Consider the following 16,795-nt stretch of genomic DNA (forward strand, 5'->3'; position numbering starts at 1 on the left):
GGCAGTTCCCCACGAAAGACCGATGACCGATTCACTCCGCGACCAGTTGCTGGGCCTGGGTTTCAAGCCCGCGCCAAAACCCGAGCGCAAGCCCGACCGTCGTCCCGATCCGCGGCGCGATGCCCGCAAGCCCGCGGGCAAGGGCGCAGCGCATCCCAAGCCTGGCCAAGGCGGCAAGCCGCGGCCACCGCATGCCGCAGGCAAACCGAAGCGCAGCCAGGAAGACATCGACCTGGCCAAGGCGTACGCGATCCGCGCCCAGCGCGAGAAGGACGAGCGCATCGAGGCCGAACGCGTCAAGCAGGAAGAAGCCCGCGTGCGCCGCGAGGCGAAGGCCAGGCTCGACGCCTTCCTCAAGGACAAGGCGCTCAACGATGCGGATGCCGACATCGCGCGACATTTTCCCTACGGCGGCAAGATCAAGCGCATCTATGTCAACGCCGAGCAGTTGAAAGCCTTGAACAAGGGAGATCTCGGCGTTGTGCAGCAGAACGGCCGCTATCTGCTGGTCACGGCCCCGGTTCTGGCGGAGGCCGAAGCGATCTTCGCCCCCGCCGTGGCGCTGAAGGTCGACCCCGACGCGCCCGCCGACCAGGATCCCTACGCCGATCCGCAGTACCAGGTGCCTGACGACCTGGTCTGGTGACTCCGCCCGCGCGGCCGCGGCTCTGCCTGTTACCCGGCCTGGACGGCACCGGCCGTCTGTACGCCCCGTTGACCGCGGCGCTGGCGGATGCCGCGGACGTCGAGGTGTTGTCCTACGACAGCGGACACTTCGAAAGTTATCCCGCGCTGGCCGCTGCGATCGAACCCGCGCTGCTGCGCCACGCCGATGTCACCCTCGTGGCCGAGTCCTTCGCCGGCCCCCTCGGAGTGCTGTTGGCCCATCGTCATCCGGCGCGCGTGCGTGGGTTAGTGATGGCGGCCACGTTCGTCCATGCCCCGTTACCCCTGAGCCGGGTCGGCGCCCGGCTTCTGGACGCGCTGCCGGCATTCGCGCCGCCGGTGTTCGCGCTGGAACGCCTGTTGGCGGGCCGTGGCCTGCCGCCGCCGCTGCGCACTGAGTTCGAGGCGATCCTGGCATCGCTGCCCGTTGAGGTGCTGCGCCAGCGTGCGCTCGCGGCGCTGCGCGTGGATGTCCGCCCGCAGCTGGCGGAGCTTCGCGTTCCGCTGTTGTTTCTGCAGGCGAAGCGCGACAGGCTCATCTGGCCGCAAGCGGCGCGCGAAATCCTGCGCGGGGCGCGCGATGTCCGACATGCGGGGGTCGACGCACCGCATTTCCTGTTCCAGATCGCGCCCGCACCGGCAGCCAGCGAGATCCGTCGCTTCCTCGCCCAGCTCGCAGGCGCTGGATCAGCCTGACGGGATGGGAGCGCGCACCAGCCAGCGCCAGACGATGCAGGCGGCGAGCAGGGCGATGAACGAAGATGCGAAGAAGGCGGTTCCGCCACCGAAGCGCCACAGCTGGCCAGCGAGCAGGGCGCCGGTCACGCCGCCGACGCCCGATGACAAGCCATAGAAGACACCTTGGCCGTGCCCGTTCATGCGGCCGGGGAAGAAGCGCACCAGCAGTTGCATCGCGGCTGCGAAGAACGCCCCGAAATTCAGTGCATGCGTCAGCTGAGCGAGCACCATCACCGGCATGTTGTCGGGAAACAGGCCCGTCACCAGCCAGCGCACCGATGCGCTGAGCAACGCCACCATCAGGACAAGGCTCGCATCCCAGCGCCTGAAAATGCGGCTGGCCACGAAGAACACGCCGATCTCCGCCAGCACGCCCACCGTCCACAACACGCCCTGGGTGGCGGTCGGGTAGCCATGCTCGGACAGGTAGATCGAGAAGAACGTGTAGAACGGACCGAACGATACCTGCGTAAGGAACGCTGCGGCGAAGAAGGCGATTACCCGCGGCTGCCGCAATCGCGAACGGAACGTGTCGTCGCCCTCGCGTGTCGGTGGCAGCGGATCGTGCGCGTACCGATTGAGCAGCGCGGAGCCCAGTACGCCCGCCAGCACGGGCAGCATCAGCCACGGCAGCGCGCCGACGCCGAGCCGACGTTCGTCGATCATCCAGCCGAAGCCGGCCACCACGACGATGAAACCTATCGAGCCCCAGACGCGGATCAGGCCATAGCGGTCACTGCGCGCGCCCAGGTGCGACATCGTGATCGATTCGAACTGCGGCATCACCGCGTTGTAGGCAAAGCAGAAGCCGAGCATCACCGCGAACAGGCCTGCGTGTTCCAACGGAAGCAGGAACAGCGCGAAACAGCCCAGCGCCAAAGCGCACCCGAGGTGGAGCCACCGGATCGGGTGCGACGCCCGGGCGGCCAGCGTGGTCCACAGGCTGGGCGACACGATGCGCGTGGCGTACCACAGGCTCATCAGCACGCTGATGGCGGCCACGCCCAGGCCGCGCGATTCCAGGTACAGGCTCCAGTAGGGCGTGAATGCGCCGAGTGTGGCGTAGTAGAAGAAGTAGAAACTGGATAGGCGCGCGGTAGGGTAGGCGGCGTCGGTCGCCGTGTCGTCCGACACCATCAGGTTCGCCTCTGCCATGACGGGAGGGGCGGACGCGCATCGTGGTGCGGGGGGCGAGACAGCATGATCGCGCGATCACTGACGTGGTGCCGCATTCTAGCGGAGTGCTGGGCTCGTAGCCGATCCGCAGGCAAAGCTGCGGTGTCTAGTCCGGGTCGTAATCCAGGTTGGAAGCCAGCCAGCGCTCCACCTGCGGCAGGTCCACGCCCTTGCGCTTGGCATAATCTGCGGCCTGTTCCTTGGACACGCGTCCCACCACGAAGTACTGGCTTTGCGGATGGCTGAAGTAGTAGCCGGACACTGCCGCCGTGGGCAGCATCGCGAAGCTTTCCGTCAGCGACATGCCGGCGTTGCGGCCGGCATCGAGCAGGCGGAAGAGCGTGTCCTTCTCGCTGTGCTCCGGGCATGCCGGATACCCGGGCGCGGGACGGATTCCGACGTACTGCTCGGCGATCAGCGCGTCGTTGTCCAGCGACTCGTCGGCCACGTAACCCCAGAACTCCTTGCGGACGCGCTGGTGCAGGCGCTCGGCCAGCGCTTCGGCCAGCCGATCGGCCAGCGCCTTGAGCAGGATGGCGTTGTAATCGTCGTGGTCGGCCTCGAAGCGGGCCACGTGCTCGTCGATGCCGATGCCGGCGGTAACGGCGAACATGCCGATCCAGTCCTGCCGGCCGGAATCCTTCGGAGCGATGAAGTCGGCGAGGCAGAAATCCGGTCGCTCGGCCGGTTTGTCGACCTGCTGGCGCAGGAAGTGCAGGCGCTCGGTCCTGCCGTCGACCTGCAGTTCCACGTCGTCGCCGACGCTGTTCGCAGGCCACAGCCCGAACACCGCCCTGGCCGTCAGCCACTTCGCGTCCACGATCCTCGCCAGCATCGCGCGAGCATCCCGGTACAGCTCACTGGCCTGCGGGCCGACCACCTCGTCGGTCAGGATTGCCGGGTACTTGCCGAACAGCTCCCACGCGTTGAAGAACGGTGTCCAGTCGATGCAGTCGACCAGCTCGCCGAGCGGATAGTCCTCGAACACATGCAGCCCCGGCTGGCGCGGCGCGGGTGGCACATAGTCGGCCCAGCCGCCATCGAACTTCTGTCCGCGGGCCTTCTCCAGCGAGACCAACCGTTTGGCATCCCCGCGGTTCTTGTGGCGCTCGCGAATCTCGGCGTAGTCGGCGTCGTTGGCAGCGACGAAGGCTGCACGCATGTCGCGCGAGATCAGCGACTGCGCGACACCCACGGCACGCGATGCGTCCTTGACCCACACGGTCGGCGCTCTGTAGTGGGGATCGATCTTCAACGCCGTGTGCGCGCGCGACGTGGTCGCGCCGCCGATCAGCAGCGGCATCTCGAAGCCCTGCCGCTGCATCTCGCGCGCCACATGGGTCATTTCCTCCAGCGACGGTGTGATCAGGCCCGACAAGCCGATCAAATCGGCATTCTCGGCGCGTGCTGTGTCCAGGATCTTCTGCGTGGGCACCATCACACCCAGGTCCACCACATCGAAGTTGTTGCAGGCGAGCACCACGCCGACGATGTTCTTGCCGATGTCGTGCACGTCGCCCTTGACGGTGGCCATGACGATCTTGCCGTTGGATTTGCCGACATCGCCGGTGCGCAGCTTCTCCGCTTCGATGAATGGCAGCAGGTAGGCCACGGCCTTCTTCATGACGCGGGCGGATTTCACCACCTGCGGCAGGAACATCTTGCCGGCGCCGAACAGGTCGCCGACCACGTTCATGCCGTCCATCAGCGGCCCCTCGATGACGTCCAGCGGTCGTGACGCCTGGCGGCGTGCTTCCTCGGTATCCTCGTCGACGTAGGCATCGATGCCATGCACCAGCGCATGCGCAAGGCGCTCGCGCACCGGCTTCTCGCGCCAGGCCAGGTTCTCGACCGGCGCCTCGCCTTTCTTGCCCTTGTAGCGGTCGGCGATCTCCAGCAGCCGTTCGGTCGCGTCCTTGCGGCGGTTGAGGATCACGTCCTCCACGCGCTCGCGCAGGTCGGCGTCGAGCTCGTCGTAGACCGGCAGGCCGCCAGCGTTGACGATGCCCATGTCCATGCCGGCCTGGATGGCGTGATACAGGAAGACGGAATGGATCGCGGCACGCACGGGCTCGTTGCCGCGGAACGAGAATGACACGTTCGAGACACCACCGGAGACATGGCAGTGCGGCAGCGTCCGCTTGATGATCCGGGTGGCTTCGATGAAGTCCACCGCGTAGTTGTCGTGCTCTTCGATGCCGGTGGCGACGGCGAAGATGTTCGGATCGAAGATGATGTCTTCCGGCGGGAAACCCACCTCTTCGGTCAGGATGCGGTAGGCGCGGGTGCAGATCTCGACCTTGCGCGCGCAGGTGTCCGCCTGGCCCGTCTCGTCGAAGGCCATGACCACGGCAGCCGCGCCGTAGCGAAGGACCTTGCGGGCGTGGTCGATGAAGGCGTCCTCGCCCTCCTTCAGCGAGATCGAGTTGACCACGCCCTTGCCCTGCAGGCACTTCAGGCCGGCCTCGATCACGCTCCACTTGGACGAGTCCACCATCACCGGGATGCGTGCGATGTCGGGTTCCGAGGCGATCAGGTTGAGGAAGCGATCCATCGCCTTCTCGGAATCGATCAGGCCCTCGTCCATGTTCACGTCGAGGATCTGCGCGCCGTTGGCAACCTGCTGGCGTGCGACCTCGACGGCTTCTTCGTAGCGTTCTTCCTTGATCAGCTTGCGGAACTGCGCGCTGCCGGTGACGTTGGTGCGCTCGCCGACGTTGACGAACAGCAGGTCGGGCGTGATGACCAGCGGCTCCAGCCCGGACAGGCGGGTGTAGCGGACGGGGACGCTCACGCGGCCTGCTCCACGGCATGGACAGGCAACCGGCGCGGAGGAATGCCGGCGACGGCGTCGGCGATGGCGCGGATATGCGGCGGCGTGGTGCCGCAGCAACCGCCCACCAGGTTGAGCAGGCCGGCTTCGGCGAACTCCTTCAGCGTTGCGGCCATCTCCTCGGGCGTCTCATCGTATTCGCCGAACGCGTTGGGGAGACCCGCGTTGGGGTGCGCGCTGACATACGCATCGGCCACGGTGGCCAGCGTTTCGACATGTTCTCGCAGGTCACGAGCGCCCAGCGCGCAATTCAGTCCGACCGACAGCGGTCGGCTGTGTGCGACGGACGCGTAGAACGCTTCAGCGGTCTGTCCGGACAACGTGCGGCCGGACGCGTCGGTGATGGTGCCGGAGATCATCACCGGCAGCCGGCCGCCGCGCGCGTCGAAGACTTCCTCGATCGCAAACAGCGCCGCCTTGGCGTTGAGCGTATCGAAGATGGTTTCCACCATCAGCGTGTCCGCACCGCCATCGATCAGGCCTTCGATGGCCTCGCGATAGGTCGTGCGCAGTTCATCGAAACTGGTGTTGCGGTACCCCGGATCGTTGACGTCGGGACTGATCGAGGCGGTACGGCTGGTCGGGCCGAGCACGCCGATCACGAAGCGCGGTTTGGCGGGCGTGGTTGCTTCGATGGCGTCGCAGCACTGGCGTGCGACGTGGGCCCCGGCCTTGTTCAACTCGTACACCAGGTGTTCCAGGCGGTAATCGGCCTGGCTGATCGCGGTGGCGTTGAAGGTATTGGTTTCGATCAGGTCGGCGCCGGCGTCCAGATACGCGGTGTGCACGCCAGCGATCACGTCGGGCTTGGTGAGGAGCAGCAGGTCGTTGTTGCCCTTGAGGTCGTGGTCGCAGCCGGGGCCGTGTGGGTGCGGGTGGGCGGCATCGCAGCCGTCGGCGAACCGCTGGCCTCTATAGTCGGCTTCCTGCAGGCCGTGGCGCTGGATCATCGTGCCCATGGCGCCGTCGATGATCAGGATGCGTTCTTCGAGGGCCTTGAGCAGCAGCGCGGCGCGGGCGGGGTGTAACCAGGGGAGGGTCTTCATGGCTTCTGCGCGGTCAGCGACAACACTTCGAAATGGGGTGGACGGCGTTCGCGGGTGACGGTTTCGGCGTTGGCGATCTCCAGCCCCGCCTTCTCGGCGAACTTGCGGAGTTCCTTCTCCGAGAAGCCGAGGTTGACGTGGCCGTAGGCGTCGACGACCGACTTGTGTTCATGCTTGCCAAGGCTGCTGAGCAGCAGGCGGCCGCCCCGACGCAGCACGCGGGCCGCTTCGGCGACGGCCTGCGCCGGTTTGGCCGAGTAGGTGAGCGCATGCATCAGCACGACCAGATCGAAGCTGCCGTCCTTGAACGGCAGCGCATGCATGTCGCCCTCACGGACCTCCACGTTCGGGAAGCGGCGCAGGCGCTCCCCGGCCGCCGCCACGACGCGGCTGCTGGTATCGATGCAGACGTAGCGCTTGGCATGCGGCGAGAGCAGTTCGGCCAGCACGCCATCGCCGGACGCGATGTCGAGCACGTCGCCGGTTTCCAGCAGGGGCAGGGCGGTGCGGGCCAGCGCTTCCCAGGTACGTCCGGGCGAGTAGTGGCGTTCCATGTCGCCGGCCACGCTGTCGGCCCAGTTCTGGTCCGCGGCGCGGTTGGCCAGAACGGCCGCGATGCGCTCGGCATCCTGGCGCAGCAAGGGGTCGTCGCTGCCATCGCGCAGGCTGCGCCAGAGTTCGCGTTGGACGGTGTCCAGGTTGTCTTCGTCGAAGCGGTAGTACGCCGATACCCCGGCGCGGCGGTCGCGCGCCAGGCCGGCTTCCTTCAGCTTTGCCAGATGCGTGGATACGCGTGGCTGGGCCAACTGGGTGATCGCCGACAGCTCGGCTACGGTCAACTCCTCGCGGGACAGCAATGCCAGCAGGCGCACGCGCGTGGCGTCGGCGAATACTTTCAGCCGGGCCGACCAGGCTTCCAGATCCATGAATATCTTCCTATCGCGATATAGAGATATTCTGAAGTTCGGCGCCGCCCGCGGTCAACCCATGGCATACGCCGACGGATGGTGGCGGGTTACAATTGGTATCTAACTTTGGTCGAGGGGTACCCGTGGATTTCGCATTCACCGAAGAGCAGTTGATGATCCAGGACGTCGCGCGCCGGATCGCCCAGGAAAAGATCGGCCCAAGCGCCGAGCACCACGACCGGACCGGCGAGTTCCCGCTGGACAACATCCGCCTGCTGGGCGAGAACGGCCTGATGGGCATCGAAGTGCCGGCGGAATACGGCGGCGCCGGCATGGATCCCATCGCCTACGTGCTGGCCATGATCGAAATCGCGGCAGCCGACGCCGCGCACTCCACCATCGTGTCGGTGAACAATTCGCTGTTCTGCAACGGCATCCTGACCTTCGGCACGGAAGAGCAGAAGCAGACCTACGTGCGGGCTATTGCCGAAGGCCGGGAGATCGGCGCGTTCGCGCTGACCGAACCGCAGTCCGGCTCCGACGCCACCGCGATGCGCTGCCGTGCCGTCAAGCAGGCGGATGGCAGCTTCGTCATCAATGGCAAGAAGAGCTGGATCACCTCCGGCCCCGTCGCCAAGTACATCGTACTGTTCGCGATGAGCGAACCCGACAAAGGCGCGCGCGGCATCACCGCGTTCATGATCGACACGGAGAAGGCCGGGTTCCATCGCGGCAAGACCGAGCCGAAGCTGGGTATCCGTGCCTCGGCGACGTGCGAGATCGAATTCACCGATTACCTGGCGACCGCGGATACCGTGCTGGGCAAGGAAGGCGAGGGCTTCAAGATCGCCATGGGCGTGCTGGATGCCGGTCGCATCGGGATCGCCAGCCAGGCGATCGGCATCGCGCGTGCTGCGTACGAAGCCACCATCGCCTACGTCAAGGAACGCAAGGCATTCGGCGCGCCGATCGGCACGTTCCAGATGACCCAGGCCAAGATCGCCGACATGAAGTGCAAGCTGGACGCCGCCACCCTGCTGACGCTGCGTGCCGCATGGGTGAAGGGGCAGGGCCAGCGCTTCAGCAACGAAGCGGCCATCGCCAAGCTCACCGCTTCCGAAGCCGCCATGTGGATCACCCACCAGGCGCTGCAGATCCACGGCGGCATGGGGTATTCGAAGGAAATGCCGATCGAGCGATACTTCCGCGATGCCAAGATCACCGAGATCTACGAGGGCACCTCGGAGATCCAGCGCTTGGTGATCGCGCGCAACGAGACCGGGCTGCGCTAAGGCCCGGGCCAGTCCGGTACGGAAACGCCGCCGCGAGGCGGCGTTCTTCGTTACGGGACGCGTGCACGGACGACCCCCGCCTTTGGTCATGGGACCCGGGGCCGACGCTCCGCTAAAGTGGCCTGATGCGGGGGTCTGTCCCCCGTTTTCCTCCTGGAGACCCCGATGCGCAAAACCCTGATCGTCTGTGCCCTCACGCTGGCCCTGGCTGCCTGCGACAAGGGCCCTGTTCCGGCCGCCGGAACCACTGCGGATGCGGCGACCCCGGCGGCGTCCGCCGCCGATGTCGCAGCCGAAAGCAAGCGGCTGAACGAGTGGTTCGACAAGAAGTACGAGGAACAACTGAAGTTCAGCCCCATCCAGCTGACGTTCCAGGGTCGCAAGGACCTGTACGACCAGGTCGACGACATGTCGGAGAAAGCGACGCGCGACCAGGTCGCGTGGCAACAGGCCAGCGTCGAGGAAATGGAGAAGACCTTCGACTACGCCAAGCTCGACGACGAGGCGAAGTTCTCCTACGACCTGTGGAAGCTGCAGTACGAGAACGCGCGCGACGGCCTGCCGTTCCTGCTGGACGGCTACGCATTCGACCAGATGAACGGTGCCCAGGGCTTCTGGCCGACCTTCCTGATCAGCTTCCACAAGGTCGATGAAGAGGCCGACTACACGGCTTACATCGCCCGCCTGAAGGCCACCCAGCGCGCCTTCGACCAGTTGCTGGAGCGCGCACGCGCATCGGCAGCCGAAGGCGTGCGCCCGCCGAAGTTCGCCTACGAGGGCGTGATCGACCAGGCGAAGAAGGTGGTGACCGGCGCGCCATTCTCGGCCGGCAAGGATTCGGCGATCTGGGCCGATGCGCAGGCCAAGGCCGATGCGCTGGTCAAGGCCGGCAAGATCGATGCGGCGCGTGCGACCGCCCTGAAGGACGAAGCGCGCAAGGCGCTGCTGGAGCAGTTCAAGCCGGCCTATGACGGCGTGATCGCGTGGAGCGAAGAGGAACTGCCGAAGGCGGCCGTCAACGCCACCGGCGTGGGTAGCACGCACAAGAACGGCAAGGCGTACTACGAGTACCAGCTGCGGCAGATGACCACCACCGGCATGACCGCCGACGAGATCCATGCGCTCGGCCTGAAGGAAGTCGAGCGCATCAAGGGCGAGATGACGGCACTGAAGGACAAGGTCGGCTTCAAGGGCGACCTGGACGCCTTCTTCGCCTTCATCGACAGCGACAAGCAGTTCAAGTATCCGAATACCGATGCCGGCCGCCAGGCCTACATCGACGATGCCACCCGCGCCATCGACAACATCAAGAAGGTGTTGCCGCAGTACTTCGGCCTGCTGCCGAAGGCGGACCTGGTGGTGAAGCGCGTGGAACCTTTCCGCGAGCAGGACGGCGCCGCACAGCATTACTACCCAGGAACTCCGGATGGCTCCCGTCCGGGCGTGTATTACGCGCATCTCTCCGACATGAACGCCATGCCGAAGCCCGAGCTGGAGGTCATCGCGTACCACGAGGGCCTGCCGGGCCACCACATGCAGATCGCCATCGCGCAGGAACTGACCGGCGTGCCGAAATTCCGTACGCAGTACGGCGTGACCGCATACGCCGAGGGGTGGGGCCTGTATTCGGAATGGCTTGCGAAGGAAATGCCGGGCACGTACCAGGACCCGTACTCCGAGTTCGGTCGCCTGAGTTCCGAGATGTGGCGTGCGATCCGCCTGGTGGTGGATACCGGCCTGCATGCGAAGGGCTGGACGGAGCAGCAGGCCGTCGAATACTTCGATGCCAACAGCGCGGTACCGCGTGCGGCGATCGAGTCGGAGGTGAAGCGCTACCTGATCATGCCGGGGCAGGCCACGGCCTACAAGATCGGCATGATCAAGATCCAGGAACTCCGCAAGAAAGCGGAAACCGAACTCGGCGACAAGTTCGACATCAAGGGATTTCACGACACCGTGCTGGGCGGAGGCGCGTTGCCGCTGACCCTGCTGGAGCGTCGTGTTGACCAGTGGATCGCGAAACAGAAGGCAGCCAAACCGGCCTGACCGTCGGCGTGTGTCGAAGCAGAGAACCCCGGCGCCATGCCGGGGTTCTCGTTTCTTGCGTCAGTGCGTGGTGGCCAGCCGGTGCAGATTCGCCGGCAGCCAGGCATCCAAGCGGGTGGGCGATTCGCCAGTGAGGTGGCGATAGTCGTCGGTGATCGCACCGAGGTCGCCCGCCGCGGTCGCGATGTCGAACGAGGCGAACACGTCGGCCAGCAAGGGCGGAAAGCCGTGCGCCCTCAATCCTTCGATCAGCTGCGCCGGCGAGACGTCGACCACCGCCAGCGCCTTGCCCGTCAGGGCGGACACGCGACCGGCGACATCGCGTGCGGACCATGCGTCTTCGCCGGTCAGCGTGAGGATCCGGTTCGCGGTGTTGCCCGACGCCAAGGCCACTGCGGCCGCCCGCGCAAGATCATCGCGCGCAATGTAGGCGATGCGACCGTCGCCTGCCGCTGTCGCCCATTCCCCGGCGGCCATTGCGCCGGGCAGCGCATAGGCGAGATTCTCGAAGTACCAGGCATTGCGGAGCACCGTCCAGCTGAGCGGTGACGCGGCCAGCGCCTGCTCGGTGCCCCAGTGGTCCGGTGCGAACGACACGTGCGACCTGTCCGCAGACGGCAGCGAGGTGTAAACGACATGCTGCACGCCGGCCTCCGCCGCCGCCTGCACGGCGGTGCGGTGCTGGGCCAGGCGCTTGCCGGGCTCCATCAGCGCATCGGTACTGACCAGCAGCATGCGATCCGCGCCCGCGAGCGCGCCCGCCAGCGTGGCGGGCTGGTCGAAATCCGCAGCCCGGACGGTGACGCCGCGCGCCGCGAGTTCCTCCAGCGCATCCGGGTTGCGCGAGGTGACGATCAGGCGTTCGGTGGGGAGCCGGAGGGTGTCGAGCAGGTGGCGGACGACTGCGCCCCCGAGGTGTCCGGAAGCGCCGGTGACCAGCAGGGTGGGAGAGGGTGTGCTCACGGAAGCTGCAGGTTTGGTAATGGAAAGGACATTGGTTACGCTATGGTAGTAATGACTTCCGCAGCCGCAAGCAGGGAGCGTGAAGTAACCCCGTTACTGCAAGGTAACCATGCCCCGGAAGCCGACCATGACGCTGCACCGCCAATCCCTGATCCTTACGGAGAACTGCCCCATCCGCGATGTTCTGGACCGGCTGGGCGACCGCTGGACCGTGCTGGTGCTGCACGAGTTGGCGGAGGGCACGTTGCGCTTCACCGAAGTCCGCAAGCGCATCGCGGATATCTCGCCGCGGATGCTGGCGCAGACACTACGCAGGCTCGAGCAGGACGGACTGGTACGGCGCGAGGTCTTCCCGACGGTGCCGCCACGCGTGGACTATGCGCTGACACCGCTCGGAGCGTCGTTTTTCGAGCGCATCGAGATGCTCGCCCAATGGGCATCCGACCACCACGAAGAGGTCCGTGCCGCGCGCCGGGCCTATGTTGCGCCGGTCGCGAACGCGCCACTTTGAAAAAAACCCCGGCTATGCCGGGGTTTCGGATACTGCGAACCTGTCGCCGCCGGTCAGTGTCCGGTCGCGGGTTCCGGCGGCGGCCGTCCGTCGCCATCTTCCTGCAGTGCATGCTCCCGATCGTGCGCATGATCTCGCGCCAGGTACAGATAGAACGCCGGCAGCACGAACAGGGTAAACAGCGTGCCGATCGTCATGCCCGAGGCGATCACCACGCCCATCGAGAAGCGCGAGGCGGCACCCGGGCCACTGGCGATCAGCAGCGGGATCATCGCGAACACCAGCGCTGCGGTGGTCATCAGCACCGGACGCAGGCGGATGGCTGCGGCTTCCTCGATCGCTTCACGCTTGGACAGGCCGCGTTCCATCTGCAGCTTGTTGGCGAACTCCACGATCAGGATGCCGTGCTTGGAGATCACGCCGACCAGTGTCACGAGGCCCACCTGGGTATAGATGTTGATGCTCATGCCGGGGAAGGCTTCGATCTGCATGAAGCCGAGCACGCCACTCACCAGCGCCAGCACGTTGACGGTCAGCAACGCGCCGCTAATGGCCATCGGTACGGTCAGCAGCATGATCGTCGCATCGCGGAAGCTCTCGAACTGGGCCGCCAGCACCAGGAAGATCACGATCAACGCCAGCGCCAGCGTCACCAGCATCGCCGCGCCCTCCTGCTTGAACTGGCGCGACTCGCCGGCGTAATCCACCGAATAGCCCTGAGGCAGTACTTCCTTGGCGGCCTGGTCGAGAATCGCCAGCGCTTCGCCCTTGCTGACGCCGGGGCGCGGGGCGAAGGTGATCGATACGGCGTTGAGCTGCTGGAAACGCTTCAGCGACTGCGGCTGCGCGCTCTCCTTCAGCGTCACCAGCGTCGACAGCGGTATCAGTTCGCCGTCGCGGGTGCGCGTGTAGTAGTTCTCCAGGTCGCTGGCGTTGAGGCGGTCGCTCCGCTGCACCTGCGGAATCACCAGGTACGAGCGGTTCTGCATGGCGAAGCGGTTGGTGTAGCCACCGGACAGCATGGCTGCCATGTCGGCTGCCAGCGTGCGCATGTCGATGCCGAGCGTCGCCGCCTTCTCGCGGTCGATGTTGACCTCGATGCGCGGCTTGTCGATCTTCAGGTCCTTGTCCAGGAAGATGAAGCGCTTGCTCTCCATCGCCTTCGCCAGGATCTGGTCGGCCAACTCGGCCAGCTGGCTCAGGTCGCCGACGCCACCGATGATGAACTCGCCGCCGCCGCCGTCGCCGCCCGCGCTGGGCAGCGAAGGTGGGACCAGCGCGAAGATGTTCAGGCCGCTGACCTGGCTCATCTTCGGCTGCAGTTCCTGCTGCAGCACCGCGTTGGTGGAGCGCTCGCGCTCGCTCCACGGCTTCAGCACGAAGCCTGCCATCGCCATCGGGCTGGCACCGCCGCCACTGCCGCCGAACCCGCCGTTGAACAGGAAATAGTCCTGCACTTCCGGCACGCCCTTGGCGATGGAGGTGACTTCCTCGGTGTAGCGCTCCACGTAGTCCAGGGTGGAGTAGGGGTCGGCGCTGGCGACCGAGAAGATGAAGCCTTCGTCTTCCAGGGGCGCCGGCTCCTTGGGGGCGGTCATGTACAGGAAGACGCACGAGACGAGCACCAGGATGCCGAACACGCCGACCACCGACTTGGTCTCCATGGTGCCGTGCAGGCGCCGCTGATAGCCGGCATTGAGCTTCTCGAAGCGCACGTCCAGCCACTTCTCCAGCTTGCCCTTGCCGCCTTCGCTGTGCGGCTTGAGGATCTTGGCGCACATCATCGGGGTCAGGGTCAGCGCGATCACGCCCGACAGGAGCACCGCGCCGGCCAGCGTGAAGGCGAACTCGGTGAACAGCACGCCGGTCAGGCCGCCCTGGAAGCCGATCGGCAGGTAGACCGCGACCAGGGTCGTGGTCATCGCGACCACCGGCCACGCCAGTTCGCGCGCGCCCTTGATCGCCGCCTCGTAGGGCGACATGCCCTCCTCGATGTGGCGGTGGATGTTCTCGAGCACGATGATCGCGTCGTCCACCACGATGCCGATGGCCAAGACCATCGCCAGCAGCGTGAGCAGGTTGATCGTGAAGCCCATCAGCAGCATCAGGAACAGCGCACCGACCAGCGACAACGGCACTGTCACTGCCGGGATCAGCACGCTGCGCAGCGAGCCCAGGAACAGGAAGATCACCACGATCACGATGATCACCGCTTCCACGATCGTGCTGACCACTTCGTCGATGGCGTCCTGGATCTGCTCGGTACTGTCGTACGGGATGGTCGCCTTGATGCCTTCCGGGAGCTGCGGCACGATCTCGTTGTCCCAGAGCGTGCGCACGTTCTTGATGACATCGAGGGAGTTCGCATCCGGCGACACGAAGATGCCCATGAACGTGGCCGCTTCACCGTTGATGCGGACCGACGTGCCGTAGCTTTCCGAGCCCAGTTGCACGTCGGCCACATCGCCGAGCCGCACGATGGCGCCGTTCTGTTCGCGGATGATCAGCTGGCGGAATTCCTCGGCGCTGCGCAGGTCGGTGCGCGCGGTCATGTCGATCGCCACCATCTGGCCCTTGGTCGAGCCCACCGCCGCCAACACGTTGTTGGACGACAGCGCGGTGGACACGTCGCTGGCCGTGACCTGCAGGGCGGTCATCCGGTCCGGCTTCAGCCACACGCGCATCGCGAAGGTGCCGGCGCCGAGGATGTCGGCCCGCTGCACGCCGGCGACGGTGACCAGTTTGGGCTGGACGACGCGGGTGAGGTAGTCGGTGATCTGGTTGTTGTCCAGCGTCTCGCTGGCGAAGGACACGTACATCGCCGCGATCTGCTGGCCCTGCTGCAGGTCGATCACCGGGTCTTCCGACTCCGGCGGCAGCTGCCCGCGCATCTTGTTGACCTTGGCAGCGATCTGGGTGAGCGCCTCGTTCGGGTCCTGTTCCAGCTTGATGTACGCCTGGATCACGCTGACGCCGGCCGAGCTGGTGGAGCTCAGGTACTCGATGCCTTCCGCACTGGCGACCTCACGCTCCAGCGGCGTGGTGATGAAGCCCTGGATGAGATCGGCGTCCGCGCCGTAGTACGTGGTGCTGATGTTGACCACGGCGTTGCGCAACTCGGGATACTGGCGCACGTTCAATTCGGTGAACGAGCGCAGGCCGAACAACAGGATGAACAGGCTGACGACGATGGCCAGCACCGGTTTGTTGATGAAGATGTCGGTGAATTTCATGCCGGCGCTCCGTCAACGGTTTTCGGGCTTGGGCTGGGCCTCGGTCACCGGCTGCACCTTGTTGTTCACCGTTACCTCGGCGTCGTTGCGCAGCTTCAGCAGGCCGCTGGTCGCCACGCGCTCGCCGGGCTTCAGGCCTTCGGTCACCGCGATCAGGTCGCCGCGGGTGGCGCCGGTCTTGACGAAGCGCTGCCGCACCACCAGCTTCTTGCCGGTCAGCGGCTTGCCCTGCATGTCCTTTTCGCCCTCGGCGCGCGGTACCTCCTGGATCACGTACACCGCGTTGCCATAGGGGTTGAAGCTGATCGCGGTCTGCGGGACCACAATGACCTTGCGCGCGTCGCCGGTATCGAAGCCGACATGGGCGAACGCACCCGGCCGCAGGTTGTATTCGGGGTTGTCCAGCGTCGCCTGCACCTTGAAGTTTCGCGTGGCCGGATCGACCTGCGGCTCCACCGCGGTGACCTCGCCTTCGAACACCTGGCCGGGAAGGGCATCGACCGTGGCGCGGATCTTCGCGCCCGGCAGCACCTGGCCCACGCGTTGTTCGGGCAGGGTGAAGTCGAGATAGATCGGATCCAGCGCCTGCAGGCTCACGATGGCGTCGCCGGGGTTGAGGTACTGGCCCAGGTTGACCTTGCGGATGCCCAGCACCCCGTCGAACGGTGCGCGGATCGTCTTCTGTGCGATCAAGGCGCGCTGCGCCTCGACCTGTGCCAGCGACGTGGCCGCCACGGTGGCGCGTTCTTCGGCTTCGGCCTGGGAGACCAGCTTGTCGCGGGCCAGCGCCTGCCAGCGGTCGCGCTGCACGGCGGCGAGCTTGGAAGATGCTTCCAGCGACTTCAGCACCGCCAGCTCGTTGGCGCTGTTGAGCTGCGCCAGCACGGTGCCGGCCTTGACCGGTTTGCCGACGTCGATCGACAGGCTGCGCACCACGCCGCCGGCCTCGGTGGTGACGTCCGTGCCGTTGATGGCCACGAACGTGCCGACGGCCTGCTGTGCGTCGATCCATTCTTCCTGCTTGGCCGTCCAGTCGGTCACCGCGGCGGCCGGTTGGGGCATGTTGTCGAAGAAGTCGTTCATGCCCTTGCCCATGATGGCCTTCACGACGAACACGCCACCGAAGATCACCGCCACGGCGATCAGCATCAGGATCATGCGGCGGGTGGTGGAGGGTGTTTTCCTTGCGGCTGGGTCTTTCCGTGTCATGGGGATGTCTTCGGCAGGGCGGGGGAGATCGTTCAGGACGACGAACGGGGGGCGGGGTGATCGACAGGATCAATCGGCGGATTATCACGAATTGAGACGGCCGCAAGAAGTGCGGGAGGTCAGGCGGGTGGAAAGGGGCCTCGGTGCCGACCTTGCCTGCCCGGGATTGCGGGC

Annotated in this window: 12 protein-coding genes; 5 read left to right on the top strand and 7 right to left on the bottom strand. The window is 65.9% G+C overall.

Translation table 11 applies throughout. The features are described 5' to 3' along the window. Positions 1-22 precede the first annotated feature (22 nt). Together ACSQ19_RS15650 and ACSQ19_RS15655 are read left to right on the top strand one after the other, a co-directional pair. Entirely contained in the window at positions 23-646 is a 624-nt protein-coding gene (locus tag ACSQ19_RS15650; RefSeq protein ID WP_435998238.1) for a DUF2058 domain-containing protein, read from the top strand. Continuing rightward, positions 643-1,362, top strand: coding sequence for an alpha/beta fold hydrolase (locus tag ACSQ19_RS15655; protein ID WP_435998240.1), 720 nt, complete (start codon positions 643-645; stop codon positions 1,360-1,362). Before ACSQ19_RS15650 ends, ACSQ19_RS15655 begins: the two co-directional genes overlap by 4 nt. Here the strand turns inward: ACSQ19_RS15655 and ACSQ19_RS15660 are convergent. The 4 genes from ACSQ19_RS15660 to ACSQ19_RS15675 all read right to left on the bottom strand — a co-directional run bounded on the left by ACSQ19_RS15660 (position 1,354) and on the right by ACSQ19_RS15675 (position 7,385). Beyond that, positions 1,354-2,559, bottom strand: coding sequence for an MFS transporter (locus ACSQ19_RS15660; protein WP_435998242.1), 1,206 nt, complete (start codon positions 2,557-2,559; stop codon positions 1,354-1,356). The genes ACSQ19_RS15655 and ACSQ19_RS15660 overlap by 9 nt on opposite strands. Positions 2,560-2,686: 127 nt before the next feature. After that, the gene (gene metH, locus ACSQ19_RS15665; RefSeq protein ID WP_435998244.1) at positions 2,687-5,374 is read right to left on the bottom strand and encodes a methionine synthase; all 2,688 of its coding nucleotides are present in this window, start codon (positions 5,372-5,374) and stop codon (positions 2,687-2,689) included. Then, the gene (locus ACSQ19_RS15670) at positions 5,371-6,459 is read right to left on the bottom strand and encodes a homocysteine S-methyltransferase family protein (protein WP_435998246.1); all 1,089 of its coding nucleotides are present in this window, start codon (positions 6,457-6,459) and stop codon (positions 5,371-5,373) included. The genes metH and ACSQ19_RS15670 overlap by 4 nt, the downstream gene beginning before the upstream one ends. Next, a complete protein-coding gene (locus ACSQ19_RS15675) occupies positions 6,456-7,385 on the bottom strand; it encodes an ArsR/SmtB family transcription factor (RefSeq protein ID WP_296279900.1) in 930 nt (309 codons plus the stop codon). Before ACSQ19_RS15675 ends, ACSQ19_RS15670 begins: the two co-directional genes overlap by 4 nt. Positions 7,386-7,510: 125 nt before the next feature. Here ACSQ19_RS15675 and ACSQ19_RS15680 point away from each other — a divergent pair, with 125 nt between their 5' ends. Both ACSQ19_RS15680 and ACSQ19_RS15685 read left to right on the top strand, forming a co-directional pair. Further along, entirely contained in the window at positions 7,511-8,659 is a 1,149-nt protein-coding gene (locus ACSQ19_RS15680; protein ID WP_435998248.1) for an acyl-CoA dehydrogenase family protein, read from the top strand. A 165-nt stretch (positions 8,660-8,824) separates the two neighbouring features. Next, positions 8,825-10,705 (top strand): DUF885 domain-containing protein, encoded by a 1,881-nt coding sequence (locus ACSQ19_RS15685; protein WP_435998250.1) that lies wholly within the window; start codon positions 8,825-8,827, stop codon positions 10,703-10,705. A 60-nt stretch (positions 10,706-10,765) separates the two neighbouring features. Here the strand turns inward: ACSQ19_RS15685 and ACSQ19_RS15690 are convergent, their stop codons facing one another. Then, positions 10,766-11,668 (bottom strand): NmrA family NAD(P)-binding protein, encoded by a 903-nt coding sequence (locus tag ACSQ19_RS15690; RefSeq protein ID WP_435998252.1) that lies wholly within the window; start codon positions 11,666-11,668, stop codon positions 10,766-10,768. Between the two features lie 127 nt (positions 11,669-11,795). Between ACSQ19_RS15690 and ACSQ19_RS15695 the strand changes: the two genes are divergently transcribed. Beyond that, the gene (locus ACSQ19_RS15695; RefSeq protein ID WP_435998254.1) at positions 11,796-12,179 is read left to right on the top strand and encodes a winged helix-turn-helix transcriptional regulator; all 384 of its coding nucleotides are present in this window, start codon (positions 11,796-11,798) and stop codon (positions 12,177-12,179) included. 53 nt (positions 12,180-12,232) lie between these two features. Here the strand turns inward: ACSQ19_RS15695 and ACSQ19_RS15700 are convergent, their stop codons facing one another. Next, on the bottom strand, positions 12,233-15,412 hold the full coding sequence (locus ACSQ19_RS15700) for an efflux RND transporter permease subunit (RefSeq protein WP_435998256.1): 3,180 nt from the start codon (positions 15,410-15,412) through the stop codon (positions 12,233-12,235). Positions 15,413-15,424: 12 nt separating this feature from the next. Further along, complete coding sequence (locus ACSQ19_RS15705) at positions 15,425-16,570, bottom strand: efflux RND transporter periplasmic adaptor subunit (protein ID WP_296279918.1); 1,146 nt, start codon at positions 16,568-16,570, stop codon at positions 15,425-15,427. Positions 16,571-16,795 lie beyond the last annotated feature (225 nt).

The sequence above is a fragment of the Pseudoxanthomonas sp. LjRoot127 genome (assembly GCF_964253495.1).
Taxonomy (GTDB): Bacteria; Pseudomonadota; Gammaproteobacteria; order Xanthomonadales; family Xanthomonadaceae; genus Pseudoxanthomonas_A.